This window comes from Haladaptatus halobius, from assembly GCF_020618475.1.
GTDB classification, from domain to species: Archaea; Halobacteriota; Halobacteria; order Halobacteriales; family Haladaptataceae; genus Haladaptatus; species Haladaptatus halobius.
Map to the genome: position 1 here is coordinate 527,488 of NZ_CP085337.1, position 24,274 is coordinate 551,761.

At 54.5% G+C, this 24,274-nt stretch carries 23 protein-coding genes; 14 read left to right on the top strand and 9 right to left on the bottom strand.

All coding sequences use genetic code 11. The annotated features are described in order from the left end of the window. Positions 1–290: 290 nt before the first annotated feature. The 3 genes from LIW51_RS26360 (at position 291) to ade (ending at position 5,225) form a co-directional block, all read left to right on the top strand. Positions 291–818 (top strand): (2Fe-2S)-binding protein, encoded by a 528-nt coding sequence (locus LIW51_RS26360; RefSeq protein WP_227378421.1) that lies wholly within the window; start codon positions 291–293, stop codon positions 816–818. Next, a complete protein-coding gene (locus tag LIW51_RS26365) occupies positions 811–3,264 on the top strand; it encodes a xanthine dehydrogenase family protein molybdopterin-binding subunit (RefSeq protein WP_227378422.1) in 2,454 nt (817 codons plus the stop codon). The genes LIW51_RS26360 and LIW51_RS26365 overlap by 8 nt, the downstream gene beginning before the upstream one ends. 269 nt (positions 3,265–3,533) lie before the next feature. Beyond that, entirely contained in the window at positions 3,534–5,225 is a 1,692-nt protein-coding gene (ade, locus tag LIW51_RS26370; RefSeq protein WP_227378423.1) for an adenine deaminase, read from the top strand. Positions 5,226–5,370: 145 nt separating this feature from the next. On the opposite strand, the gene LIW51_RS26375 is transcribed toward ade, so the two are convergent. From LIW51_RS26375 to LIW51_RS26385, 3 genes are all read right to left on the bottom strand, one after another. Continuing rightward, positions 5,371–6,834 (bottom strand): NCS2 family permease, encoded by a 1,464-nt coding sequence (locus tag LIW51_RS26375; RefSeq protein WP_227378424.1) that lies wholly within the window; start codon positions 6,832–6,834, stop codon positions 5,371–5,373. Positions 6,835–7,084: 250 nt separating this feature from the next. Next, positions 7,085–7,474 (bottom strand): glycosyltransferase family protein, encoded by a 390-nt coding sequence (locus LIW51_RS26380; RefSeq protein ID WP_227379010.1) that lies wholly within the window; start codon positions 7,472–7,474, stop codon positions 7,085–7,087. Positions 7,475–7,866: 392 nt separating this feature from the next. Further along, complete coding sequence (locus LIW51_RS26385; protein WP_227378425.1) at positions 7,867–8,133, bottom strand: glycosyltransferase family protein; 267 nt, start codon at positions 8,131–8,133, stop codon at positions 7,867–7,869. Between the two features lie 202 nt (positions 8,134–8,335). On the opposite strand from LIW51_RS26385, the gene LIW51_RS26390 reads away from it, so the two are divergent. From LIW51_RS26390 to yqeB, 6 genes are all read left to right on the top strand, one after another. Further along, positions 8,336–8,896, top strand: a complete 561-nt coding sequence (locus LIW51_RS26390) for a (2Fe-2S)-binding protein (protein WP_227378426.1) — start codon at positions 8,336–8,338, stop codon at positions 8,894–8,896. Beyond that, positions 8,893–11,343, top strand: coding sequence for a xanthine dehydrogenase family protein molybdopterin-binding subunit (locus tag LIW51_RS26395; protein WP_227378427.1), 2,451 nt, complete (start codon positions 8,893–8,895; stop codon positions 11,341–11,343). Before LIW51_RS26390 ends, LIW51_RS26395 begins: the two co-directional genes overlap by 4 nt. Before the next feature lie 126 nt (positions 11,344–11,469). Further along, positions 11,470–11,841, top strand: a complete 372-nt coding sequence (locus tag LIW51_RS26400; protein WP_227378428.1) for a DsrE/DsrF/TusD sulfur relay family protein — start codon at positions 11,470–11,472, stop codon at positions 11,839–11,841. After that, positions 11,838–12,191, top strand: a complete 354-nt coding sequence (locus tag LIW51_RS26405; protein ID WP_227378429.1) for a DsrE family protein — start codon at positions 11,838–11,840, stop codon at positions 12,189–12,191. The genes LIW51_RS26400 and LIW51_RS26405 overlap by 4 nt, the downstream gene beginning before the upstream one ends. Before the next feature lie 26 nt (positions 12,192–12,217). Then, a complete protein-coding gene (locus LIW51_RS26410) occupies positions 12,218–12,439 on the top strand; it encodes a DsrH/TusB family sulfur metabolism protein (protein ID WP_227378430.1) in 222 nt (73 codons plus the stop codon). Next, positions 12,436–14,016 (top strand): selenium-dependent molybdenum cofactor biosynthesis protein YqeB, encoded by a 1,581-nt coding sequence (gene yqeB / locus LIW51_RS26415; RefSeq protein WP_227378431.1) that lies wholly within the window; start codon positions 12,436–12,438, stop codon positions 14,014–14,016. Before LIW51_RS26410 ends, yqeB begins: the two co-directional genes overlap by 4 nt. Here the strand turns inward: yqeB and selD are convergent. Both selD and LIW51_RS26425 read right to left on the bottom strand, forming a co-directional pair. After that, positions 14,013–15,047: a selenide, water dikinase SelD gene (gene selD, locus LIW51_RS26420; RefSeq protein WP_227378432.1), complete on the bottom strand. Its 1,035-nt coding sequence runs from the start codon at positions 15,045–15,047 to the stop codon at positions 14,013–14,015. The two genes, yqeB and selD, sit on opposite strands and share 4 nt — an antisense overlap. Then, positions 15,040–15,300 (bottom strand): sulfurtransferase TusA family protein, encoded by a 261-nt coding sequence (locus tag LIW51_RS26425; protein ID WP_227378433.1) that lies wholly within the window; start codon positions 15,298–15,300, stop codon positions 15,040–15,042. Before LIW51_RS26425 ends, selD begins: the two co-directional genes overlap by 8 nt. Positions 15,301–15,394: 94 nt before the next feature. Here LIW51_RS26425 and yqeC point away from each other — a divergent pair, with 94 nt between their 5' ends. Next, the gene (gene yqeC / locus LIW51_RS26430; protein WP_227378434.1) at positions 15,395–16,153 is read left to right on the top strand and encodes a selenium cofactor biosynthesis protein YqeC; all 759 of its coding nucleotides are present in this window, start codon (positions 15,395–15,397) and stop codon (positions 16,151–16,153) included. Positions 16,154–16,198: 45 nt separating this feature from the next. Here yqeC and LIW51_RS26435 read toward each other — a convergent pair whose 3' ends face one another. Next, the gene (locus tag LIW51_RS26435) at positions 16,199–16,630 is read right to left on the bottom strand and encodes a hypothetical protein (protein WP_227378435.1); all 432 of its coding nucleotides are present in this window, start codon (positions 16,628–16,630) and stop codon (positions 16,199–16,201) included. Between the two features lie 135 nt (positions 16,631–16,765). Here LIW51_RS26435 and LIW51_RS26440 point away from each other — a divergent pair, with 135 nt between their 5' ends. The 3 genes from LIW51_RS26440 to LIW51_RS26450 are packed head-to-tail and all read left to right on the top strand — an operon-like array spanning position 16,766 to position 19,734. Further along, on the top strand, positions 16,766–17,812 hold the full coding sequence (locus LIW51_RS26440) for a PLP-dependent cysteine synthase family protein (RefSeq protein WP_227378436.1): 1,047 nt from the start codon (positions 16,766–16,768) through the stop codon (positions 17,810–17,812). A gap of 39 nt (positions 17,813–17,851) precedes the next feature. Next, positions 17,852–19,090, top strand: a complete 1,239-nt coding sequence (locus tag LIW51_RS26445) for a molybdopterin molybdotransferase MoeA (protein WP_227378437.1) — start codon at positions 17,852–17,854, stop codon at positions 19,088–19,090. Further along, positions 19,087–19,734: a nucleotidyltransferase family protein gene (locus tag LIW51_RS26450; protein ID WP_227378438.1), complete on the top strand. Its 648-nt coding sequence runs from the start codon at positions 19,087–19,089 to the stop codon at positions 19,732–19,734. Before LIW51_RS26445 ends, LIW51_RS26450 begins: the two co-directional genes overlap by 4 nt. A 148-nt stretch (positions 19,735–19,882) precedes the next feature. Here the strand turns inward: LIW51_RS26450 and LIW51_RS26455 are convergent, their stop codons facing one another. Genes LIW51_RS26455 through LIW51_RS26465 form a run of 3 tightly spaced genes read right to left on the bottom strand, consistent with a single transcriptional unit; the run spans position 19,883 to position 22,399 of the window. Beyond that, positions 19,883–20,932: an ABC transporter ATP-binding protein gene (locus tag LIW51_RS26455; protein WP_227378439.1), complete on the bottom strand. Its 1,050-nt coding sequence runs from the start codon at positions 20,930–20,932 to the stop codon at positions 19,883–19,885. Positions 20,933–20,934: 2 nt separating this feature from the next. Beyond that, the gene (locus tag LIW51_RS26460) at positions 20,935–21,735 is read right to left on the bottom strand and encodes a molybdate ABC transporter permease subunit (protein ID WP_227378440.1); all 801 of its coding nucleotides are present in this window, start codon (positions 21,733–21,735) and stop codon (positions 20,935–20,937) included. Beyond that, the gene (locus tag LIW51_RS26465) at positions 21,710–22,399 is read right to left on the bottom strand and encodes a substrate-binding domain-containing protein (RefSeq protein ID WP_255767561.1); all 690 of its coding nucleotides are present in this window, start codon (positions 22,397–22,399) and stop codon (positions 21,710–21,712) included. Before LIW51_RS26465 ends, LIW51_RS26460 begins: the two co-directional genes overlap by 26 nt. Positions 22,400–22,854: 455 nt before the next feature. Here LIW51_RS26465 and LIW51_RS26470 point away from each other — a divergent pair, with 455 nt between their 5' ends. Then, complete coding sequence (locus tag LIW51_RS26470) at positions 22,855–24,234, top strand: uracil-xanthine permease family protein (protein WP_227378442.1); 1,380 nt, start codon at positions 22,855–22,857, stop codon at positions 24,232–24,234. Positions 24,235–24,274: the final 40 nt, after the last annotated feature.

Here is a 24,274-nt window from a genome sequence, read left to right on the forward strand (position 1 = left end):
CACTGATTGAAAAATGTATGTATAATTGTGAAACTCCACTTTATGACCAAGAGTTGGGACGGAAGTTGCCACATCGTTTGCCACGAATTGATGTGAGAATCACATTGACCGAAATACTCCACATTGACATCGTATCGTCGACTGCTCGTTTGCAAATCGACGATTGGTATCGGTGGTTCGCAGTACGCCAAACCATGTCAATCACAACCATAGATATATGTGTTGTTGTAACCCATTCTATAATACGATGCATGTGCACCTAGCACATACGCTTTAACGGAGGTAACACCGTGAAGGTTGACCTGACAATTAACGGCGAACGAAAAACAGTCGAAGTCCGGGAGAACGACGACCTGGCGACAGTACTACGATGGGAGGGCTATACCGGCGTTAAGTGTGGTTGCGACGGAGGAACCTGTGGCGCCTCTAAAGTACTCGTCGACGGTGAAACAGAAATGGCGTGTGGCTTGGCGGCCGAGGACGCCGACGGTTTTGAGATCGAAACTATCGAAGGGCTCGGTAGTCAGGACGATTTGCACCCGATCCAACAAGCATTCGTCGACCATTTTGCGGTACAGTGTGGATTCTGTATACCGGGGATGGTGATCGAGGCCAAATCACTGATAGCCGCCAATCCGGATCCATCGGAGGCGGAAGTCCGCGAAGCCATCGACAACAACATCTGCCGGTGTACAGGCTACCAAAAACCGGTCGAGGCGATCCTCGACGCGGCCGGTCGAATGCGTGGTGAACAAGCTGCCGTAACCGATGGCGGTGCGAGGGTCGACTCCTGCGATAGAGGTGATCTCAATGAATGAGAAGACAAACGATCCAAAGGCAGACGGTGGAGCGACATCACACCCCCCTGGAGAGCAAATCGAAGAATTCGGAGAGCATCCACTCGAATGGGACGAACCAGCGAACAATAGAAAGGCTCCTGACGAACGGGCGAGCATCTCACGGCCGTCTGAAAAAGACGACGACCGAAAGCTCGTCACGGGCGAGGCGAAGTATACGGCAGACTACGAGAAACAGTTCCCGGATCTCGCGCATGCTGCAGTCGTTCGAAGTGAGATTCAACACGGACGTGTGACTGATATCAAGACGAGTGAAGCCGAAGCGATGGACGGCGTTTATACCGTCCTCACACCGTGGTCCGATGCGGTGCCAAACGCGAAGTACACCAGTGCCGGACAGTCTTACCCTGAACCAAGCCCGTGGGACATGAATGTGCTCAACGAGCACGTTCGCTACATCGGAGATCCCATCGCAGCTATCGCCGCCGAGGACGCCGAAACTGCCGAGGCTGCCGCCAAAGCCATTGAGGTTCAGTACGAGGAATACGATTACGTCCTTGACCCTGAGGAGGCGTTCAGCGAGAACGCGCCACAGCTTTTCGATGAAAATGAAGTCGAAAACAAGATTGTCGGTCATGACTACGATCGTAATCGGATGTCTCACATCGAGGGTGAGATTGGCGATGTTGAGGCGACGCTCAAACGTGAGGACGTCCACGTCCACGAAACTGCGTGGGAGACTATCCGGCAGTCCCACGCGCAGGTGGAAAAGCATACTTCGCTTGCGTATACCGACGAGGACAACCGGCACGTTCTCATCACAAGCACACAGGTGCCCAACCACACCCGGCGGCAGCTAGCCCACCTATTCGACATTCCGATTCGCGACATTCGAATCAAGAAACCTCGAGTGGGTGGCGGTTTCGGAGGTAAACAGGCGATGGTCGTTGAGCCAATTCCACTGGCACTGTCGCTAGCGGCCGAACGCCCCGTTATGTACGAGGCTTCCCGTGAAGAGGAGTTCTATGCGATGCGTTCGCGTCACCCGATGACGGTGCGGGCTCGCTCGGCAGTGACCGATGACGGCCAAATCGAGGCTATCGAGTTGTACGCGCTCTCGAACACCGGGGCGTACGGAAGCCACGGCATGACGGTCGCCGGCAATGTTGGTAGCAAGCCATTGCCACTGTATTCGAAGGTACCGAACGTCCGTTTCGAAGCGGACATCGTGCATACGAACACTCCCCAGACCGGAGCGATGCGTGGATACGGTGCACCACAGGGAACTCTCGCACTCGAAGGGCATCTCGATGAGGTCGCACGTGATCTTGATCTCGACCCTGTCGGATTTCGACAGCGCCACTACATGGAGGTCGGCGACCTCGACAAAATAGCAGGTATGATGGGCGGCGAAGGTGCAGAACGCCGTATCCGATCGTGCGGTCTTGACGACTGCATTGCGCGCGGCAAGGAGGCGATTGGCTGGGACAACGTCGAGCAACCCGATGCCGATCATCTCCACCGTGGTATTGGCATGGCGCTCTCCGCGCAAGGAACGGGCGTCGCTGGCGACGAACTCGGTGCTGCTCAGCTTATGATGAACGAGGACGGCTCGTTCCACCTCCAGGTCGGTGGTGTCGACATTGGAACCGGGGCAGATACTGCGTTCATCCAGATTGCCGCTGAAGTTCTCGGCGTTGACGAAACGGATATCGTTATTAGATCTTCGGACACCGATATCACGCCGTTCGACTACGGCGCGTACGCCTCCTCAACGACCTACATTAGTGGAATGGCGGTGAAGAAGGCTGCCGAAGACGCAAAAGAGCGAATCCTTTACTGGGGGTCGAAGTTGCTCGACGAACCGGTGGCGAACCTCGACACCGGCAATGGCGAGGTCTACAGCGACGGGACCAAGAACAGCGTCTCGCTCGAGGAGATTGGGTACGAGGCCGCCTACGGCGACGAGGAACGAGAGCAAATTCTTGGCAAGGGTACCCACTGTACTGAGGAAAGCCCACCGCCGTTCGCGGCTCAGTTCGTCGACGTCACCGTCAACGAGGAAACTGGCGAGTTCGAGGTCAATAAAATGGCGGTGGCGGTCGATTGTGGCGTCGCTATTAATCCCGGAATGGCCGAAGGACAAGTTGAAGGCGCCAACCATATGAGCTACGAGATGGCCGTCAACGATGGAATTACGATCGACGATGAGGGCCGTGTGGAGGTTCGAGACTTCGACGATTACGCATTCCCGACGGCCGCGGAGTCACCACCGATCGAGTCCATCCTTGTCGAGACCCACGAGCCGACCGGGCCGTTTGGTGCGAAGTCTGTTGCCGAAGTGCCCACGAACACGGTTCCACCGGCGCTCAGTAATGCCATCTGTGAAGCTGTCGGCGTCCGCATCTACAATATGCCGATCACAGCCGCCAAAATCAAACGGGAACTTGACGAACGCGACGACTGACGCAAACTGTTTCAATTCCGTTGATCCTCTGTTCTTCCTTTCTGTTCCCATCGTCAGTCGCCTGCTGGACAATTGTGTCGCTCGGTCCACGACAGAATATCGTGGCGAATTTGCTTTGGGTAACGACGATGTATGTTAGACGTCAACTCGTAACAAGCTATTTGTACTCGGTCGTGTCACGGTCAGGATATGCTCGCTGCTGTCACGGAAGCAACGCCAGAAACGAATAGCAGCCGGTATCTAACGCGCTTGGTCGAGAGGTTAGTGCGATGAGCGACCGAGTCGATCTATTGATTCGCGGAACGTTGGTCAACGTCAACACCGGTAATTTGGAAGATCGACCGGTGGCAGTCAACGATGGAGAAGTGGTCGCACTCGAAGAACGGCCAGCGAAGCGCGAACTCAAAACCGGTTACATCGCACCAGGTCTGATTGATGCGCATGTGCACGTTGAATCGTCGATGGTCACCCTTCCACGATACGCTGCCACCGTAGTCCCACGCGGTGTGACCAGTGTAATTCATGACCCTCACGAAATTGCGAATGTTCTTGGAACACAGGGTGTACGTGCCGTCATCAACGACACGGCACACACCCCATTGAAAGCCCGATTCACCGTCCCGTCATCAGTACCGGCGTCTCATCTCCAAGACGGTGGCGCAACCATGGATGCAGATGCCGTGGCGGATTTACTTGGCGCTGACAAGGTAGTCGCACTTGGCGAGGTGATGAACATTCCAGGAGTGCTTGCTGGCGATGAGGAGGTTCATTCGAAGATTATCGCCGCCCGCGAACGTGGACTGACAGTCGATGGGCACGCACCTCAGGTTACTGGGCACGACCTCCAAGAGGTCGCCCGTTATCTCGACAACGACCACGAGAGTATCGCTATCGAGGAAGCACGACAGAAGGCTGCTGCCGGCCTCCGTGTTTACCTCCGTGAGGGGTCGGTAAGTAAGAACCTCGAAGACCTCATCGGAATCGTAGACGAAGTTGATACCCGTCGCCTTTCGCTGTGTACCGATGACCGAGACGTAACGGATCTCGTTGAGCATGGCGGTGTCGACTTTGTCGTCAAGAAGGCCATCCAACTAGGCGTTGACCCGATGGAGGCAATCCAGATGGCGACAATCAATACCGCTGAAAGTTATGATCTCCCGTTTGGCCGAATTGAACCCGGTGCATCTGCGGACATTGTGTTGCTCGACGATCTTGAATTGTGGGACGTCGAACACGTCCTCATCGATGGTGTACTTGACCCGACTGAGGGCGCGGACGAACCACCAGCTTCAGAGGTTGCGACTGACACGGTGCAGTTCGATCCGGTTACTGCTGCTGATCTTGCCACTGAACACGATGGATCTGGATCGGTCGAAGTTCGCGTCGTCGATGCTGAAGGTGGTCTCCAAACAGCACGTATGGCGGCCAGGGTACCGGTCGAGACTGTAAACCCTCCAACCGGATTGGATGGAGTTCTCACCGCCAATATGGACGCAGATGTTCTTCCAATGGCTGTCATCGAGCGCTATGGCCGCGACGGCAGCATCGGTCGTGGATTCGTCCACCGGTTAGGCCTCGAACGTGGTGCTATTGGTTCTACTGTTGCTCATGACGCTCACAACTGTATTGTGGCTGGGGTGAGCTACGACGCCATGGCCCAGGTGGCTAACCACCTCCGCGAGATAGAGGGTGGCATCGCGGCATACGATCCTGTGTCCGACGAAATGACGTCACTCTCGTTGTCTGTTGCAGGGCTCATGTCTGATGAGCCCCTTACTACGGTCAAGGAGAAATTCGAAGCGGTCGAAGACGCCGCTCGTGGGATTGGTCTCTCCCATGAAGGGGGTCTGATGGAACTCTCATTTCTCGCCCTCGAGGTCATCCCAGAGTATCGTCTCACCAACAACGGCCTCGTCGATGTCGAAGCATTCGACTACGTCGATGTGGTCGTCAGCAACTAAGGTAGCACTTTGTAGTTGTTCCTTTTACATAACTCTCGAGGTGAATTCCACAGAGTTAGGTATCGGACAACTCACGCCCATGCCATTCCGTTACTAGGTCGGAACTATCCAATGAACATCTAAAATAGAAAATCTCGAGGGTTGATTAAGCGACTGTTTGCATCACGCCGCTCGTCCTAACAGCGAAGTAGAGGACGAACGCTGCCGCGAGAGCCCATTGACCAGCGTGTACGTCACGCCATTCTCCCTGGGCAGTCTTGATGGCCGGGTAAGTGATGATTCCCGCTGCGATGCCGTAAGCGATAGAGAATGTTAGCGGCATGATGAGTATGGTCATCCCTGCCGGGATAGCGTGCGAGAGATCATCCCACTTGATGTCCGTTACGTTCTGCATCATCAGCAGCGCCACGACGACCAGTGCGATATGCGATGCATATAACGGAATCGCTGCAGCAAGGGGGACAATTACCAGTGCTCCGAGGAACAACAGGCCGACGACGAGCGCCGTCATCCCCGTTCGACCGCCTTCTTCGACCCCAGTTGCGGACTCAATATAGGTCGTGACTGTTGAAGTGCCAAGCATACCACCGGCAGTCGTTCCAATGGCGTCGGCCATCAGCGGTTTCTCGATCTCAGGAAGGTTACCGTCATCGTCAAGGAAGCCAGCAACCTGTGAAACACCCGTGAGTGTCCCAGCCGTGTCGAAGAAGTCGACGAAAAAGAAGGTAAAGACGATGAGCGCGAATGCGAAGGCATCGAGGTTTTGGAAACCCTGGATGAACGCACCGACGAGAGGAGTTATGTCGTACTGTGCGCTTGGAATCTCTTGGGTCAACGTTCCGGATTTGACCAGCCCTGCGACTTCAATCGCATAGCCCGCTACCGTCGTTGCGATAATCCCCAAAATGATCGATCCCTTAATGCCCCGTGCGTACAGCATTAACGTCAGAAACAACCCGAGTACCGAAACCAGGGCGACTGGACTTGACGCGATACTACCAAGTGTCACGAGTGTTACCGGGTCACCAACCACCACTTGCATCTCTTCTAAGCCAATAATAGCGAGGAACAGTCCAATCCCCGTCCCAACCGCGAACTTCACAGGTTCGGGGAATAAGTGAATGATGTACTTGCGTGCCCCGACGGCGGTCAGGCCGATAAACAATACACCTTCGGTCACGACTGCGGCGAGTGCGGTCTGCCACGGGATGCCGAGCGCACCGATGACGGTGAACGCGAAGAATGCGTTCAGACCAAGTCCGGGTGCCTGTGCGAATGGTCGATTCGCATAAAATGCCATCACGAAGATGGCGATTGCTGCCGCCAGAACTGTGACGACAGCCAGCATCTGCTGAACTTCACCTGGTGTGTAGCCATCAATAATTATTCCTGGCTTTGAGCCAGGGATTCCCGCCATGATCGCTGGATTCACCACGACAATGTACGACATCGTCAGGAAGGTCGTGATACCAGCGATTATCTCGGTTCGTACATCGGTACCGTGTTCTGCTAAGCCGAAATAGCTTGCAAATCCCGACTCCGGCACCCCCTCTCGGTGTTCGGTTTCTTCACTAGCTATGACATCGTCGGTGCTGGCTCCCCCTGACATACGATAACATGAATGTGGATATCACACATCCTCTTATAGCTAATTTTTTACTAGGAGGGGAGAGTAGTATAAATCGCATCTCTCCAGTAATCAGCGAATTTGTGAAAATGTGTGATAGTGTGCGAGAAGTCGTCACACAGCAACCACAAATCCTCAGGCAAGACACAGCAAGGGCGAAATCACGTACCAGCCGTGAATCTCAACAGACAAAGATAGGAGGTCAAAGTCGTCGAAGCGGAGAATCTTGCCCTCACGGTACGTCATTGATACAAGAAGACCCTGAACGATTCATAATGTTCTGATTTTTCATCCGTTTGGCCGTCACGCGTCTATCACCGGTGTAGAGCCGGAATCCCCTACTCGTAAGCCATTTACGTGCTTGTCCGTCTCCATGAAGAAGAATTTCGACCAAATCCTCCGGTTGGTCGATGTCCACGGCGAATCTGAACGAGTCCAATTCAGTCACCGATATATTGCTGTTCTCAGTGGCTTGAAGATGATCGTAATATGACGTTCCGTGATAATCAACCTCGAAATCCGGATGCCGAGTCACCAGTGCATTCGTTCCACCACCTAACCCTCGCGCGAGAACGACTTCGCCTTGCGCTTCGAATAATCGAGAACAGGTAGAGGGTGTAATTAGCGGGAGATCGGCCGTGACATCCTCCCCGCGCTAAAGCACGGGGCTTCCCACAAGGCCGGTCCTTGGTTCGTTGGTCTCTTCGGGTTCGCACCCCGACGAGGTGCTGGCGATGCCACGTAGCCGGTACTCCTATCTCGACCGGGAAACGGGCGGGACTCGGAGTTACGTGGTTGTTTTGTGTCGGTTCGCCGTCCGAGGGCTTACTTATTTGATAAGGCAAACACCGAGTCAACTGCCAGTTTTCGGACTGTCAGAACCCGATGGGGGTACCATCGAATCGACACCAAGAGATACGCAGGGAGAGCTCCTAAGACTATACCGTACAGTGAAAGTAATCAAAGACGGGCGCTGTATCCCCGCCCTGAAGGGCGAGGTTTGAGCGCCCTGCACTACATAACCACGGCAGTCGGGTCTGCTGTTGCATCGAGTGTCGCATTTACGGCGGCGCTCAATGGACGGTCGTCGACGAGAATCGATGCCCCACGTACTTCGATCCGTGTCGGGGTCAATACTTCCGGAGTGATGCCGGTTTCACGAATTGCCTCGATTACATCTTTCAACATCGTTCTCGCGAACTCCTGTCGCTCGTTCTCGCTGAGAATCGGAGCAAGTCGCGACTTTGGATCCCGTGGATCAAACGGTACGAGAACCCTCATGTTATCGACTGATCGCGCTGTGACTTAACGATGCATGACGCTAAACGAGTTGTTGCCAATCTCGTGGGAAATCGGAGGTAGCTGAACTACGACTCACATGAAAGACCTCATTTCAAGCTAATCTCGGTCGAAACCTCAACAGTTTATTTATACTCCACTGTCTCAGTATAACAGTATAACCAGCCACTGGTCGGTGATTCACTTGCAAGTGGAACTAGAAATCAACGGGGAAGAAAGACAGTTAGACGCATCAAGATCGGATAGTCTCCTCGACGTCCTGCGGAAGAACGGATACACAGGTGCCAAGCGAGGCTGTGACACAGGTGCATGTGGATTCTGTACGGTCGTGGTTGACGGCGAACCTGAAAAATCGTGTATAATGCCAATCGTGAAGGCTGATGGTGCCGAGGTTCACACCATCGAAGGACTAGGAAGTCAGGACAACCTCCATCCAGTTCAGGAGGCCTTCGTCGACAACTTCGCGCTCCAGTGTGGATTCTGTATTCCCGGGATGATAGTGCGCTCGAAGGTTCTCTTGGACGAAAATCCTGACCCGACCGAACAGGAAGTACGTGAGGCACTATCGGATAATCTCTGTCGGTGCACCGGCTATAAGAAAATCGTCGAGGCGGTTCTCGACGCAAGCAACAGAATGGACAGTAACAAATCCGTCGCTACTGACGGTGGACTATCCGATACTACCGACGATGATGGAGTCTGTGGCTGCGGTCGGGATGGCTTTCAGGGGGGTTGTGACAAATGAGCCGACCCACGGAAAACAGACTCGATATTGATGAAACTATACCAGAAGAGGGGGGTGTCGAGGGGCTCGGAGATACCCTGCTCGAATCCACGGAATCCGAAGACGCTCCGAAAAACTCGACTAAGCGAGAACATATCAGCGACGATACTGAGAAGTATGACGCACGGAAAATCGTCACGGGTGATGCACGCTACACCGCGGACTACCGCGAGCGCTTTCCCAAACTCGCTGAAGGCAAGATACTTCGCAGCGACATCGCACACGGCTACGTAACTGACATCGACACGAGCGCAGCAGAAGAGATGGATGGTGTCTATGCTATCATCACGCCCTGGGACGATGTCGTTCCAGACAAATTATACTCCAGCTCTGGTCAATCATATCCAGAGCCGAGTCCGTGGGATATGCGCATCCTCCGCAAACACGTGCGATTCGTCGGGGATCCCATTGCCGCTGTTGCTGCAAAGGACAAGGGCACCGCCGACCGTGCTATCCGTCAAATCAAGGTCGAGTATGAGGAACTCGATGCCGTGTTCGACCCCAAGGATGCGATAGGTCCTGAGGCCCCGCAGCTATTCGAATCCAACGATGTCGACAACAAGCAATCCGGTGCGAATTACGACCGCAATCTCGAATCCCATTTTGAGGGTGAAATCGGCGACGTTGACAGCGTATTCGAGGAGACCAACGCCGACCGAGTGCTCGAAACGGAGTGGGAGACACCGTATCAGTCACACTGCGTTCCTGAGCCCCATGCCACGATAGCATATACGGACGAAGACGACCGGTACACGTTCATCACGGCGACGCAAGTACCCTTCCACACACGGCGGCAGCTCTCGCACTTATTCGACATCCCGATTCGAGATATTCGGGTGAAGAAGCCGCGAATTGGCGCGGGATTCGGCTCGAAACAGGAGATGGTTATCGAACCGATTACCTTCGCCCTGCACTTGAAGGCGGAGATGCCGGTCAAGGTAGAGTTGACCCGCCGTGAGGAGTTCTACGCGATTCGATTCCGTCACCCGATGCGGATGCGGATGAAAACAGCCGTCTCCGAGGACGGCGAACTCGAAGCGATGGATTTCTACACGCTGTCTAACTCCGGTGCGTACGGCACTCACGGAATGACCGTCGCTTGCAACGTTGGGACGAAGCCGCTTCCGCTGTATCCGCGTGTTCCGAACGTCCGTTTCAAGGGTGACGTTGCTCACACGAACCTTCCGATGGGTGCGGCGATGCGCGGCTACGGCGCGCCGCAGGGTCACTTTGCCGTTGAGTCACACATGGACGAAGTTGCCCGAAGTCTCGACCTCGATCCCGTCGAATTCCGCATGCGAAACGCCGTCCGAGAAGGCGATCTCGACAGGAACTCGGCCATCCTCAAAGATGATGACCGGTTCACCAGACGCATTCGGTCGTGCGGCCTCCGCGAATGCATCGAACGCGGAAAGAAGTCAATCGGGTACGATGCCATCGAGCAGCCGGACGAGAACCATCTCCACCGTGGTGTCGGTATGGCCATCATCGCACAAGGGAGCGGTGTCGCTGGCAAGGAACTGGGTGCTGCCCAGCTCACAATGAATGAGGATGGGTCGTTCCATCTCCAAGTTGGTGGTGTCGATACGGGTACCGGTACAGACACGATGTTCAGCCAAGTCACCGCGGAAGTCACCGGCTGCGAGCCAGAAGATGTCGTCGTTACATCCTCCGATACGGATCTAACCCCGTTCGATTATGGTGCGTACGCATCCTCGACGACTTACATTAGCGGCCAGGCTGTAAAGAAGGCCGCCGAAGAGGCGAGAGAACGGCTTCTCTACTGGGGGTCGAAGTTGCTCGACGAACCGGTGGCGAATCTCGATACCGGCAATGGCGAAGTCTACAGCGACGAGACCGACGACAGCGTCTCGCTCGAGGAGATTGGGTACGAGGCCGCCTACGGCGACGAGGAACGAGAACAGATAATGGGCAAAGGCCATCATTCAACGGATGAGAGCCCACCACCGTTCGGGGCTCAGTTCGTCGACGTCACCGTCAACGAGGAAACCGGAGAGTTTGAGATCAACAAGATGGTCTTCGCTGCAGATTGTGGCGTCGCCATCAACCCGCCGCAAGTCGAGGGACAGATCGAAGGCGGCGAACACATGAGCCTCGAATTCGCCACTAGCGGTGGTCTCGAATTCGACGAGGAGGGTCAACCTCAGACGCTCGGATTCCGGCAGTACGGCATGCCCCGAACCACCGATCACCCACCGATGGAAACGATTCTGGTCGAGACGCACGAGCCAACTGGACCGTTCGGCGCGAAATCAATCGCGGAACTGCCGACGAACGGAGTTCCCCCGGCGCTCAGTAACGCCATCCGAGATGCGGTCGATGTCCGGGTTACCACGCTCCCTATCACGGCCGAGAAAATCAAGCAGGCGTTAGAAAGTCGCGACTGACCATCCGTCGTTCCACTACGTTTTACCACTACTTCGGATTAGCCACTGTAAGCTGGAAGTTTTGGCGAGGGATGGCGGTGGGATCGGGGCAAATGCTATTAAAGACTAATACGCTACATTGCAGGTATGGCCCATCTCGGATTTCTCGTTACAGGCGGTCCGTTTGACAGTGAACGGTGGCGAACCGCCTACGAACTCGGACGGGCGGCACTTGACGCTGGTCACGAAGTAACGTACTTCCACTACCTTGACGGTGCGTTCGTCCCCGTCGCCGACCAAGAGTTACCGGACTGTTCAGACGCTGGACTATACGACGAGATGCCGACGGAAAAATTCCAAACTCTCGTCGCCGACGGTGCCGAAGTAATCTGTTGTGGCCTTTGTGTGAACGCACGCGGCATCGACGCTGAGACGGATTATCCCGAGGGCGTCGAACTCGGTTTACTGCCAGACCTTGCAGATATCCTTGGGGAGGCTGACCGGGTGATCTCATTATGAAGTGTACTGTCGCCGTCTTACTCACACGCGGCCCGTATGGCCGCGTACACGTGCCTGAGGGGCTGCGTGCTGCGCGCGGTGTCGCAGCGGGATTTGACCGCCACGATGTGACTGTCATCTTCACCGACGACGCCGTCTACGCCGCCCGTGCGGCTGTTGACCGGGATGCGTTGAACATGCCCGGTCACATAACTGACCTCCATGCGGAAAATGGGAAGATGGTCGTGGACGCCGACGCGATGAACGAGAGAGGTATCGACGCCGACGAAATTGCGAATGACGTAACGGTGCGCTCTGGCGAAGCGGTCGCCGAGCTGATCCGCGACGCTGATCACACACTTGATTTCTAATAATGCTTTATCTCGTTGACAAACCAATGGCCGAGATCGCGTTCAGAACCGCCGAAGGTGACGACGACGCCCGCATCATCCTAATCCAGGACGGCGTCCTCCTAGAGCCAGAACTTAATGTCTCTACTTACGCAGTCGAAAAGGATGTTGCGATTCGTGGTGTCGACCTCCCGCCGGACGTCGAATGTATCTCGTACGATAAGGTAATAGAACTCGTACTCGAACAGGAGACAAAGAACTTCGTATGACCGTCTTCGAAGAAATCACCGAACTTGTCGATCGAGGCGAACCGGCAGCGATGCTGACCGTGGTTGGGAAGGACGGCAGTGCTCCACGGAACGTCGGTACGCGGATGCTCGTCACCGAGGACGACGAACTTGGCACCATCGGCGGTGGCACAGTTGAAGGACTCGCCATCGAAGCTGCCCGATCCGTATTACGGGGCGACGAATCCCCCGGTGTTAGGACGTATGAACTCAAACCTGGCGGAAACACAGGCATGGTGTGTGGTGGCTCGATGGACGTTTTCATTGACCGCATCCGCGGACGAGCGCGCCTTTACATCGCTGGTGGTGGCCACATTGGTATCGACCTGGCGGCGCTTGCAGAGCGGCTGGGCTACGACGTCACTGTCGTTGATGACCGCGAGGAATTCGCCGATCCGGAGCAATTCCCCAGTAGTACAGACGTAATTCACGGCGAGTACGGTGACGTACTCCAGAGGTTCCCGATGACATCCGAGACTGCAGTCGCTGTTGCAACACGCAGCGGGACGTTCGACCAGCAGGCCGTCGCCGCTGCCATCGACGGGGGCGCCGGTTATGTTGGCCTCGTTGCTAGTGAGACGAAAACCGAGCACGTCATCGAATCGCTCGTCGAGGACGGGTACAGTCGTCGCGACCTTGCACGGGTACGTGCCCCAATCGGGCTCAAACTCGGTGGCGGTGGCCCAGAGGACATCGCTTTGTCCATCCTTGCGGAGATGAACAAGGATCGCTACGACGCGTCCGGGCGACCAGCATCACGATTGAACCTTGACGATCTCGTAGTCGTCAGAGGCGGTGGCGACCTTGGGAGCGGCGTCGTTTATCGCCTTCATCAGGCGGGGTATCCTGTTATTGTTACCGAGGTAGCTGAACCGACTGTCGTCAGGCGTGCTGTCGCCTTCGCCGAAGCGATGTACGAGGACGAAGTTTCCATCGAGGGGATCAGTGGTCGACGCGCCGCTACCGTTGACGAGGCGCTTGAAATTCTTACTGACGACGGAATACCAGTCCTTGAGGATCACGAAGCTACAGTCGCGAACGAACTCAACCCTGGCGTCCTTGTCGATGCGATCATGGCGAAGGGTCGATTCGATACCGGAACACGCCGCGAAGACGCCGATGTCGTTATCGGACTTGGGCCAGGATTCGAAGCAGGTGATGACGTCCACGCCGTCGTTGAGACAGATCGCGGCCACGAACTCGGGCGCGTTTTCTACGAGGGAACGACTAGCGCGTACGATGGCGAACCCGGCGAGCGCCGCGGGTATACGCACGAACGCGTGCTTCGTGCTCCGACGGACGGTTACTGGGAGACGAAGGCTGCCATCGGAAACGTTGTTTCTGCCGGTGACACCATTGGGCACGTAGACGACGAACCGGTGAAAGCGGAAATCGATGGGCTCGTTCGAGGCCTAGTCCATGAGAATATAGAGGTCTCCGAAGGAGCGAAGCTTGGCGATGTGGATCCACGAGGTGAAGCGGTCGACCATACGAAGATTTCTGACAAGGCACTCTGTCTCGGTGGAGGCGTCCTTGAAGCAGTACTGCGCCTCCGCTAGCGCGAAATCTCTTCGATCGTAGGTTCGACGAGTTGCACGCCGATAGTGTTGGTCACGTGGCCAATTTGTCGGTAGAACACGCCAATATCCGAGAGTGCAGTCTCTAGCTCTGTAGTCCGGTTGGACGGCACTGATAGGAGGAGACCGCCGCTCGTCTCTGCGCTTTCACCGTCTTCGAGGCCATATCCGAATAGTTGTGACAATTCGATCGTCCCTTCGATGATGGGAAGAGAGGTTATCTCGACCCCGACATCAGCGTTCTTTGCGAGGACTCTGGCCTGTCCTAACAGGCCAAACCCGGTGACGTCCGTCGCCGCCGTGGCAAGTTCTCGGGCAGCCGCGGCGGCCTCGCGGTTTGGTGTAGTCATCCACGATAGCGCTTCGCCCCCTATTTCATCGATTGACCGCTCAACTGTGTCCCTGACCGTCGCGCCGAATTCACCGTCTTTGACGCGAAGAGCGCCCATCGCGGGTTGGGTTCCGAGTGGCTTGGTTAAGTAGAGTTGCTCACCCGGTGTCGCATTGCGCGTACTGAGAAGGTCACTTGGTTTTGCGGTCGCCGTAACTGCACCGCCTGCAAACGGCCAAGGATTCAAGATCGTGTGGCCACCGGCGACTATCCCATCCATCTCTTCAAACGCATCGAGGATACCCGCGAGCACGGCTGGCGCGTGTCCCGTCACCTCTCGCGGAAGCCCGAGGACTACCAGACAGCTTAGGTTGTCGATAGCTCCAGTGGCAAATGCGTCGCTTGCCGCGTTACAGGCTGCGACCCGTCCAAAGTCGTACGGATCGTCGATAATCGGCGTGAAGAAATCGACTGTAGAGACCAATGCAAAGTTGTCGTGTAATCGTTGTGCGGCGGCGTCCTCCCCGACGCCGAGAAGGAGGTCGTCCTGCCGTTCATCAAGGCCAACCTCAGCTAACAGCGATTCGAGATCGTTCTGTCCCACCTTACAGGAACACCCATGTAATTCGGCGAACTCGGTGAGAGCAGGAGAGTCATCACGGTTAGAATCGGTATCAATCATTGCGGTTCCGCTCCGATGTGATTGCTTCTTCAGTCATCGTAATACGGAGTTCGAACGCTTCAGTTGCGTCTTCATCACTGCTCTCGGTCACCTTGAATCCGTGTTTCGTACACGTCCGTCGCAGGTTCTGCTCCGCCGGCGGATAGTCTCCTCGAACGAACAGCTCATCGCCAGGTTCCATCTCCGCGAGTTCTCGTCGAACGATGAGTGCTGGACGCGGGCAAACTTCACCCGTAACGTCAACGTGTTTCATGTTCGTCCATTCTCCATGCGAATCAATAACATTGTCGTCTCTTCCCGTCGGTCACTAAGACAAAACTATTGTCCGTCGGATGTGACCGTGAAGTATGAACCTCGCCGGAGCATTCGGATTGAATGACCGGGAACTCGTGTCGTTCGTCGGCGCAGGCGGCAAAAAGACGGCAATGCGCTATCTTGCCATGGAGATGACGAACCGTAATCTCACGGCGGGGTATACCACAACGACTCATATGCCACCGCCGGACGAGTTCCCGCTCGTGTTGGCTTTCCCGGATGAACTTCCAGCGGCACTTGTCGATTACGAGACTCCTGTAGCATTCGCCAGCGATCGAGTCGAAAATCCAAAACGTGCTGACGAGAAGGTTCGTGGATATGACCAAACTGTCATCAATTCATTGTTTAGGCACGGCACACTTGACGTGATTTTGGTCAAGGCCGATGGCGCTCGCCGTCGCGAATTCAAGGCTCCCGGATCGAACGAACCCGTCATTCCGGAGCTGAGTACGTCGGTCATCGTGGTCGCTTCGGTTCGCGCAGTCGGGGCTCCACTGGAAGCACCGATAGTTCACCGTCCAGAACGGGTATCTACGATCACTGGACTCGACATCGCATCTCCTCTCACGTCCGAAGCTGTGGGTACAGTACTCGCGGACGAAGCTGGTGGGCTTAAGGACGTACCTGCTGAGGCGACCGCAATACTGCTGGTCAATAAGGCCGATACACCTGCCCAGAGGGAAACAGCGCGCGATATTGTATCGACGGTTTTTGAGCAAACTGATCGATTTGACCGTGCCATTGTCTCGTCCTTCGAGACAGAAACGCTCGAAGTTGCCGAAAATAAGTAATAGGCGGTCGCCGTCAGTCACCTTCTGTTAATCAGCTCCCCGGCACTAAGGCTCCAGTAACGCGGCTGGGACGCCAAGATCCCTGTTTTCTATCTGAATAACAGTGAAAGCTAAGGCCAAGATGGTCGCAATGTATGGGTAGGTGGCCATGATTATCGGGTGCAGAAGGAACTCTAAAACCGGGTTGACGATGTCTGCCAGTGGCGTTCCCGCACTGAGTTGGAGCGAGATCGCTTGTGCCCGCAACTGGAGCGCATCTAGCAGTCCGAAGAGGTACGCACCACTGTTGACGAATGGGGCCCAACTGTCCTGGGCAAGGTCAGGAACACAGTATCGAAGAAGCGATCGGCCATCGAAGATTGTAACCTCGATGTATGGGAAAATAGCATGTTCTCTGATAAGGACGAATCGTACCTCTTCCAGAAGATGAGTAGCTCTGTCGAGGGAGTCGAGGGGAAGTGCCATAATAGCGTCCATCACCTTTTCAGACAATCCTTTCAGACTCGTCCATTAGATAGGATACGTTCAAGCAAATTCTCCATATTAGGTAAGTTATGTAAATAATCTTTAATTTCAGTGGATATTTCTACTTTGGAGTAGATGTATGGACGTATGACCCCGTCAGACAATAATATAGATTCCGCCGCGACTGATATACTCGCAAACATCGGCGAGACGCCATTGGTGGAACTCCCGAACGCTAGCGACGACGTTGATGCGACCATTTACGCCAAACTCGAATTCGTCAACCCGTCGGGCAGCATCAAAGACCGTATTTACCACGAAATGATCACCGCTGCTGAGGATCGCGGTGAGCTCGAATCGGGCATGGAGATCATCGAGTGCTCGACGGGTAATGCCGGGATCGCATGCACGCTAGTCGGTACCCAGCTCGGCTACGACGTGACGATCGTCATGCCAGAAGGAATGAGCGAGGAACGCAAGAAGGTTATTCGAGCTTACGGCGGTCGACTCATCGAAACGCCCGGTGGTGAGAGCGACGTTGATCTCGCAGTGAACCGCGTTGAGGAGATGCTCGATGAGTCCCCAGGCAAGTATTGGTTTCCGAACCAATTCAGCAATCCCGACAACCCAATCGCTCACGAAAAGACCACTGGCCCGGAAATCGTAGAGCAACTCGGCGGCGCCCCGGATGCATTCGTTGCGGGGCAGGGTACGGGTGGAACCGTCACTGGCGTCGGTCGGCGACTCCGCGAAGTAGATTCGAATACGTCTATCTATGCTCTCGAACCGAAGGAAGCGCCCTTATTATCCTGTCGCCAGTGGGGAACGCACGAAATTGAGGGTATCGGTGACGGGTTCGTACCTAAGAACCTCGATCCAGAACTCCTCGACGGTGTGGTGACTGTCGAGAGCGATGCCGCTATCGAGCGCGCCCGTTCGCTCGCCGAGGAGGAAGGCGTCTTCTGCGGCATTTCCAGTGGGGCCAACGTCGAAGGGGCTATCCGAATGGCTCGTGAACACCCCGAATTCGACGAAATCGTGACCATTGTCACAGACACCGGTCATCGCTACTTCACGACGAAACTCTTCGAGCCAGACCACGAAATTGATATTCCTGACCGGGATCATCCACTCGACGAGCACTCTCGTGAAGTCCTTGAACGCTACCAAGATCAGTGGGTTATCATCGATTAGCGACATAAAGGATATAGACGAACACCGAGACCTCCAAGTATGTCAGATGATCACGGTCATCCCACCCATGACCACGGTGATATAATCAGTCGATCCGAAGCCGTCGAGTTGGTGCTCTCGCTTCGGTCTCAAGCACTGGAGACACAGTCGGCCGAGCGTGTCCCGATAACTGAAGCATTCGAGGGATACGTGCTGGTTGACTCACTCGTTGCTGAATTTGACGTGCCTGCGCATAGTCACTCTACAATGGATGGATTCGCGTTTGACGCGACCGAACCGTACCCGTTTGAAGTCATCGACGGGGAGGTGTTTCCTGAGGACGACCCGCCATCCTTGGAAGCGAACGAAGCCGTGCGCGTTGCCACTGGTGCGCCGATTCCTGAGGAGGCTAATGCTGTACTGAAAATCGAAGAAGCGACCGTTCGCGACGAAACCCTTCGCGGTTCAGACATCGATCCCGGTACGTACGTATACAAACGAGGTAGCAACGTCGCCGCAGGGGAGACCCTCTTTGAGGCCGGTGAACGTCTCTCAGCAAAGGATGCTATCCTGCTCCGAGACCTCGGGTACGATTCCGTCTCCGTTGCAAAGCAGTTCGATATTGGGCTGCTGGCAACTGGAACCGAAATTCAGGAGGGGCGAACCGCCGACCTGGACTCACCAATGCTGGCGTCGCTGGTTCGGTCGTGGAATCACGAGGTAGAATACGAGGGAGCCGTACCTGACGAGTACGACCGCGTTGAGGACGCTATCGCAACAATTGCAGCAGAACGCGACGTGGTTATTACTACAGGTGGGACGAGCGTTGGCAAAAAAGATCACGTCATTCGTGAACTCCGGTCGTTGGGTAATGTCCGGTTTCACAGAGTTCGTGTCCGTCCCGGAAAACCGATTGCAGCCGCGACGATTCCAGATTTCGATGCTGTCGTATTTGCCGTCCCTGGCAAACCAGTCGGCGCTCATACTATTGCGACGCTTGTGTTGCGGCCGTTCTTTACCGGCGTAAAGTCTCTTCCGCGAGTGACAGCCACTGCTAGTGTCGGAATAGATGTGCCGACGGAGGGGTTCGAGTATGCCATTCCTGTTACTCTTAATGACGGTGTTGCAGAACCGCTCGGACACGAGAGTTCATCACTTTCCGTGTACGACGGTATGTTCGATCCGAGCGTCCTCTCTTCAAGTACTCGGGCGACCCGTTCGGATGGATTCGTCTTGACAGAGTCCGGATTTGAAACAGAGGAACCAGTAAGCGTCGTCCCGTACACAGCGACAGAATGACTGGCGATGAAATTTCAGACAGCAAGGGTAGTGATCCACTCACTTTCGACGATGATAGACGGGTCATCGGCGGCATTCTTCTCGCCGCCGGCAAAGGCGAGCGTTTTGAAGGCGGTAACAAACTTCTTGCATCAGTCGATGATGAACCCCTCATTCGTCACTCGGTGCAGTCACTCTTGCACGCTGGTCTCGATGAAACCTTCGTAGTCATCGGACATGACGCCGAAGCAGTTCGCGATCAACTAATTGATTTAGGTGTATCATTCCGGTACAACGAGGATTACGCCGAGGGTCAGAGTACGTCGGTTCACGTCGGGGTTGAGGTTGCTCAAGATCGAAATTGGGATGCCGCCATCTTCGCACTTGGAGATATGCCGTTTGTGGATTCCGAAACGATGGACGCTCTAGTGAATGCGTATCGGAGTGGTACAGGTACCATCATTGCGGCAGCGTACAATGGAAAACGCGGCAACCCCGTTCTCTTCGACGCGAAGCACTTCGCTGCACTTTCAGACGTGGCTGGTGATCGGGGTGGTCGGCGACTAATCGAGGAACACGACGAATCCGTGCTGATCGAAACGAACGACGCTGGTGTCACACAGGATATTGATTCCCGGGACAATCTCCAACAGTATACTGAGTAGCCACATGGTTTCAACTCCATTCTGCCACAAGCCGTGAGAAGAGCGGACGTATTTGGCAATTTCTGTGACTCAACTTCGGCTGTGGACGTAGTTCTTTTTCGCAAATCACATCCCAATTGATATCATACCGATCCTGAAGAACAGGGTCTTAGCATTGAGTCTTCCAGAGGTGAATAGCCATCTTTGGAAGTGAAATACAAATACGGTCGCGGTTGTCAATATTGTATTGTTTGTAGACCATTGGAGACAGATGAACCATCACCTCATGGTCGGTGCCGTCGGGCCGCACCGTCACCCAGTATGAGTTGCCGGCGAAATGTTGCCGTATTAGTTTACACGGAATCACGTTCTCTTCAGGGTCATTCTCGGCATCGCCAGAGAGACGAATCTGTTCAGGACGAACACAGAATACAACATCATCACCCGGTGAAACGGCCGAATCAGCTCCCATTTCAATAGTATAGCTCTCCCAATCCAGTTGAGTTGCGGATTCACACTCGCGTACTAGCGCTCTAAACTGGTTCGGATTTCCAGTGAACGTAGCAACGAACGAAGACGCCGGGCGTTCGAAGACTTCCTTCGGCGTTCCGGCCTGACGAACCGTCCCGTCCCGCATCACTACAATGCGATCACCGAGGACGCTCGCATCCTGTTGATCATGGGTCACGTAAAGCACCGGGATGTCGAGATCAGCGAGAAACGACCGTAGTTCCCCACGCAGCCGATTTTTGATCGGGGCATCGAGGTTTGTCAACGGTTCGTCGAGGAGCAGTGCTGCTGGGTCGGCAGCGAGAGCCCGTGCCAACGCGACACGCTGTTTTTCACCACCAGAAAGCCCATTCGGTAGCTTATGGAGTATGTCGGTGATTTCTAGACTCATAGCGAGTTCCGTGATAATATTCGGGGATGTAGCTGCGTAGGCAATATTCTCACGGGCAGTCATATGCGGAAACAGTGCTCCATCCTGAAAGAGCAAGGAAACATTGCGGTCTTCCGACGCTAGGCCGTCGAGGATGCGACCATCGAGTCGAATAGTGCCTTCGTCGGGCAAACAGATACCCGCAATCATTGATAACAGCGTTGTCTTTCCGCAACCAGATGGCCCGAGCACGGCAAGCACCTCATCCTTGACCGTCATGTTGACTGGACCGAGCCTAAAGTCAGAATACTGTTTGACAAGGTCATCGAGTTCCAGCATTATTATCTCCATGGACTTTTGCCGAGAACAGTGAGCACTACAAGTGCTCCGACCGAAATCAGGAGTAGGATGATCGCCACGGGAAAGGCGGCTTCAAGACCACGGGACATAAACGCGAACCAAATCTGAATCGGCATTGTCCGCGGGTAGTAAGCCATCATCACCGTCGCACCGAATTCTCCCATCGCGCGAGCGAACGCCAATGTGATTCCAGCAATGATTCCCGGCTTTGCTAACGGCAATGAGATCGCCCAGAATGTTGTCATGCTATCCTTGCCGAGCGTTCGTGAAACGTGTTCGAGTTGTCGATCCACACCCTCGAACGCGGCTTTTGCCGTCACCACCACAAAGGGTGACGCAACGAATGTCTGTGCGAGTACGACTCCAGCGAACGACCGCGTAAGTGGGATCCCTGCTTGGGCGGCTGCAGCCCCGATGGGTTCATTCGGGCCGAACACTGACAGAAGCACCATTCCACTGACGACCGGAGGCAAGACGAGCGGCAGGACAACGAGTGCAGTTACAACGGTTTGTCTCCAAGATGTCGTGCGAGCGAGCCAATATGCCAGCGGAACGCCTAACAGGGTGGCGATCGCTGTACTCGTCAGCGCACTCGCTAGTGAGGTGGCTGCTGCATTCCTGATTTCACTCTGCAGTAGCTTCACAGTGAGCGTTCCTGGCGTCTGACTGATGAGCGAGACGAGCGGTACGAGATAGTAGAGGAGCAAGATAGATCCAAGTAGTACTGTTATTGTTCGCCAGTCACTGGTCAATGTGTTACGGCGTGAGCGTCGCTGGAACATGTCCTTTGTATGTTGGGTATGATGAGGGGATACGGAAACCGAATGTTTCGAGGTAATTCCCTTGAATGAGTGTTTCGAAGACGCTGCGCGTTCGTTCGTTGTAGTGACCGTCACAAATCGTTGCTGCGTAGCTAATCACCCCACCAGTCACGGATCGGTTTTCTGTTAGCGAGTGCGATACGGTCGAGTACCAGTTGTCAACGTACTTGGGATTACTCAAGTCGATTTGGTCAGGAAGGTCAATATACTCGTAGTCCCGTTCAACCGCCATATTACGATAGACGACGGCCGCATCAAGGCCACCCGTCTCGAAATGACTGAGAAGTTCGGTTTCGGGATACAGTTGCCGTGCCCTCAGTATGTCGTTGGTGAGATCAGGTCGTTCGTAGAACTTGCTTGCGAGGCGGAGCAAGAAAAGTGTGCGATAGCCAAGTGGATCGAGTGTCGGATCGGTGCGACCGAGGGTCACTTCTTTATCTCGCAGTGGTGCATACCAATGATCTGCGCTGGCAACTCGTCTTCCCGCTTTGGTATCCGAATTATAGGCAACGACGATAGCATTGCTGGCATACTTTGTGTACCACGCTTCTTGAAGGATAGAATCAAACAGGGCTGGCTCAGCGAGTGCGACGATGTCAGGGTTTCGTTGCTCTTCGTCAACCATTCGTGCGGCGGTAACAGAACCGTGGCTCTCGATTTCGAGAGGAACGTCAATTTCTGATGTGAGTCCTTCGCTGAGCGCGAGCTGTAGACTACCTGCAGAGAGGATCGAAACCGATGGTGAAGCTCGAGACTTCTGCCGGATAGCCTGACAGCCCCCAAGCCCCGCTATAATCCCTGGAGCTGTACATGCAAGTACCGCTCTTCGGGTCACGGTCGGGCTATCCGACTCCATTTCGGTGAATAACTGTACAGGGTTACTCTAAACTCTTTTGTTAACCATATTCAGTTAAACATCAGCTTTATAGATTTTCTGACGGCATGAAGTGGATTCACCGTTCGTGGCAAATCGTTTGCGAACTTTCACAAGATATGTGGCTTTGTTTGGCCACACAATTGTATGGCTATCGTGCCAACAAATACCTAGCTATATGATAACGTAGGTAATATCTCGTAACTATGTCGCGTGAGACATCTAATGTCGACATTATTTACGGAGCTGATGACAGGCCACCGCTGCTCGAATCAATTCCGTTAGGGTTGCAACACATCCTCGCAATGATCCTCCCAAACATTGCACCACCGCTTATCATCGCAGGTGCAGTAGGGCTTGCAACAGGGCAAACGACATTTCTTATTCAGATGGCACTTATTTTCGCCGGACTCGCGACGATTGTACAAGCGATCCCAATTGGCCCGGTTGGCGCACGTCTCCCCATCGTGATGGGAACGAGTTTCGCATTCGTCGGCGGGATTATCGGCGTTGCGACACAGTATAGCCTCGCAGCAGCCTTCGGTGCGTGTATCGTTGCAGCCGTTGTCGAGATTTTCATCGGCTGGAAGTTTGAATGGTTTGAGTCATATTTTACACCACTGGTGAACGGACTCATTGTTGTGATTATCGGCCTGTATCTTATTCCAGTTGGAATGGATTATCTTGCTGGCGGCGTCGAGGCCTCAAACTACGGTGCCCCAGTTAACCTCGCTATCGGTGGTCTGGTGTTCGTTGTCGCAATCGGGCTCAATCAGTTGTTCTCAGGTTATCTTCGAATCCTCAGCCTGCTAATCGGCATCGCTGTCGGCTACGTCACTGCTGCAATACTCGGCCTTGTTGATTTCTCCCCCGTTGCTTCCGCAGGGTGGTTCGCCTATCCTGTCCCGCTTAAATTTGGTATCGAGTTCAAACCAGTTCCAATTCTAATTCTGGGGGTGCTGTACATAACAACCTCAATGGAAACGATCGGTCATATATCTGCAATTACAGCCGTCGAAGACCGCGAACCAGAGGAGTCAGAACTCAAAGGCGGTCTCATCGCAGATGGAGTAATGAGTGGCTTGGCGGGTGTCTTCGGAGCTTTCCCGAATACATCCTTTGCACAGAACGTTGGTGTCGTTACGTTCACTGGAATCATGAGTCGGATCGTTGTTGCTATCGGGGGTGCGATCTTGGTGCTGTTTGGTTTCGTTCCAAAGGTGGGTGCATTGTTCGCGACGATGCCGAACCCAGTTCTTGGTGGTGCAACGCTCGTCATGTTCGGAATGGTGCTATCAAATGGGTTTAAAATCCTCAATGACAATGTCACGCTCAATCAGCGGAATATGGTGATTATCGCTGCATCTATCGGCGTAGGCCTCGGTGTTGCCACGCGTCCAGACGCCCTTCAGCAACTCCCGAAGCAAGCACAGACATTCTTCGGTGAAGCTGTTGTAATGACTGCGTTGATTTCGCTCATCCTTGATAATGTCGTCCCGAAGGATACGAGTCACGTTCAGCAAGATACCGCCGACGAGAGCACTCCTCAAGATATTACTCCCGCCTCCTCTCCTGATCACGAATGAAATTGCTCTCGGCATATTTTCGCCTCTTGAACTGGTGGAG

What these genes read in the sequence shown, in the direction of transcription:
- LIW51_RS26365 (WP_227378422.1), top strand. Translation starts at nt 811, where the DNA reads ATGAATGAGAAGACAAACGATCCAAAGGCAGACGGTGGAGCGACATCA.
- ade (WP_227378423.1), top strand. Translation starts at nt 3,534, where the DNA reads ATGAGCGACCGAGTCGATCTATTGATTCGCGGAACGTTGGTCAACGTC.
- LIW51_RS26375 (WP_227378424.1), bottom strand. Translation starts at nt 6,834, where the DNA reads ATGTCAGGGGGAGCCAGCACCGACGATGTCATAGCTAGTGAAGAAACC.
- LIW51_RS26385 (WP_227378425.1), bottom strand. Translation starts at nt 8,133, where the DNA reads ATGAGGGTTCTCGTACCGTTTGATCCACGGGATCCAAAGTCGCGACTT.
- LIW51_RS26395 (WP_227378427.1), top strand. Translation starts at nt 8,893, where the DNA reads ATGAGCCGACCCACGGAAAACAGACTCGATATTGATGAAACTATACCA.
- LIW51_RS26400 (WP_227378428.1), top strand. Translation starts at nt 11,470, where the DNA reads ATGGCCCATCTCGGATTTCTCGTTACAGGCGGTCCGTTTGACAGTGAA.
- LIW51_RS26405 (WP_227378429.1), top strand. Translation starts at nt 11,838, where the DNA reads ATGAAGTGTACTGTCGCCGTCTTACTCACACGCGGCCCGTATGGCCGC.
- LIW51_RS26410 (WP_227378430.1), top strand. Translation starts at nt 12,218, where the DNA reads ATGGCCGAGATCGCGTTCAGAACCGCCGAAGGTGACGACGACGCCCGC.
- yqeB (WP_227378431.1), top strand. Translation starts at nt 12,436, where the DNA reads ATGACCGTCTTCGAAGAAATCACCGAACTTGTCGATCGAGGCGAACCG.
- selD (WP_227378432.1), bottom strand. Translation starts at nt 15,047, where the DNA reads ATGATTGATACCGATTCTAACCGTGATGACTCTCCTGCTCTCACCGAG.
- LIW51_RS26425 (WP_227378433.1), bottom strand. Translation starts at nt 15,300, where the DNA reads ATGAAACACGTTGACGTTACGGGTGAAGTTTGCCCGCGTCCAGCACTC.
- yqeC (WP_227378434.1), top strand. Translation starts at nt 15,395, where the DNA reads ATGAACCTCGCCGGAGCATTCGGATTGAATGACCGGGAACTCGTGTCG.
- LIW51_RS26435 (WP_227378435.1), bottom strand. Translation starts at nt 16,630, where the DNA reads ATGGACGCTATTATGGCACTTCCCCTCGACTCCCTCGACAGAGCTACT.
- LIW51_RS26440 (WP_227378436.1), top strand. Translation starts at nt 16,766, where the DNA reads ATGACCCCGTCAGACAATAATATAGATTCCGCCGCGACTGATATACTC.
- LIW51_RS26445 (WP_227378437.1), top strand. Translation starts at nt 17,852, where the DNA reads ATGTCAGATGATCACGGTCATCCCACCCATGACCACGGTGATATAATC.
- LIW51_RS26450 (WP_227378438.1), top strand. Translation starts at nt 19,087, where the DNA reads ATGACTGGCGATGAAATTTCAGACAGCAAGGGTAGTGATCCACTCACT.
- LIW51_RS26455 (WP_227378439.1), bottom strand. Translation starts at nt 20,932, where the DNA reads ATGCTGGAACTCGATGACCTTGTCAAACAGTATTCTGACTTTAGGCTC.
- LIW51_RS26460 (WP_227378440.1), bottom strand. Translation starts at nt 21,735, where the DNA reads ATGTTCCAGCGACGCTCACGCCGTAACACATTGACCAGTGACTGGCGA.
- LIW51_RS26465 (WP_255767561.1), bottom strand. Translation starts at nt 22,399, where the DNA reads ATGGTTGACGAAGAGCAACGAAACCCTGACATCGTCGCACTCGCTGAG.
- LIW51_RS26470 (WP_227378442.1), top strand. Translation starts at nt 22,855, where the DNA reads ATGTCGCGTGAGACATCTAATGTCGACATTATTTACGGAGCTGATGAC.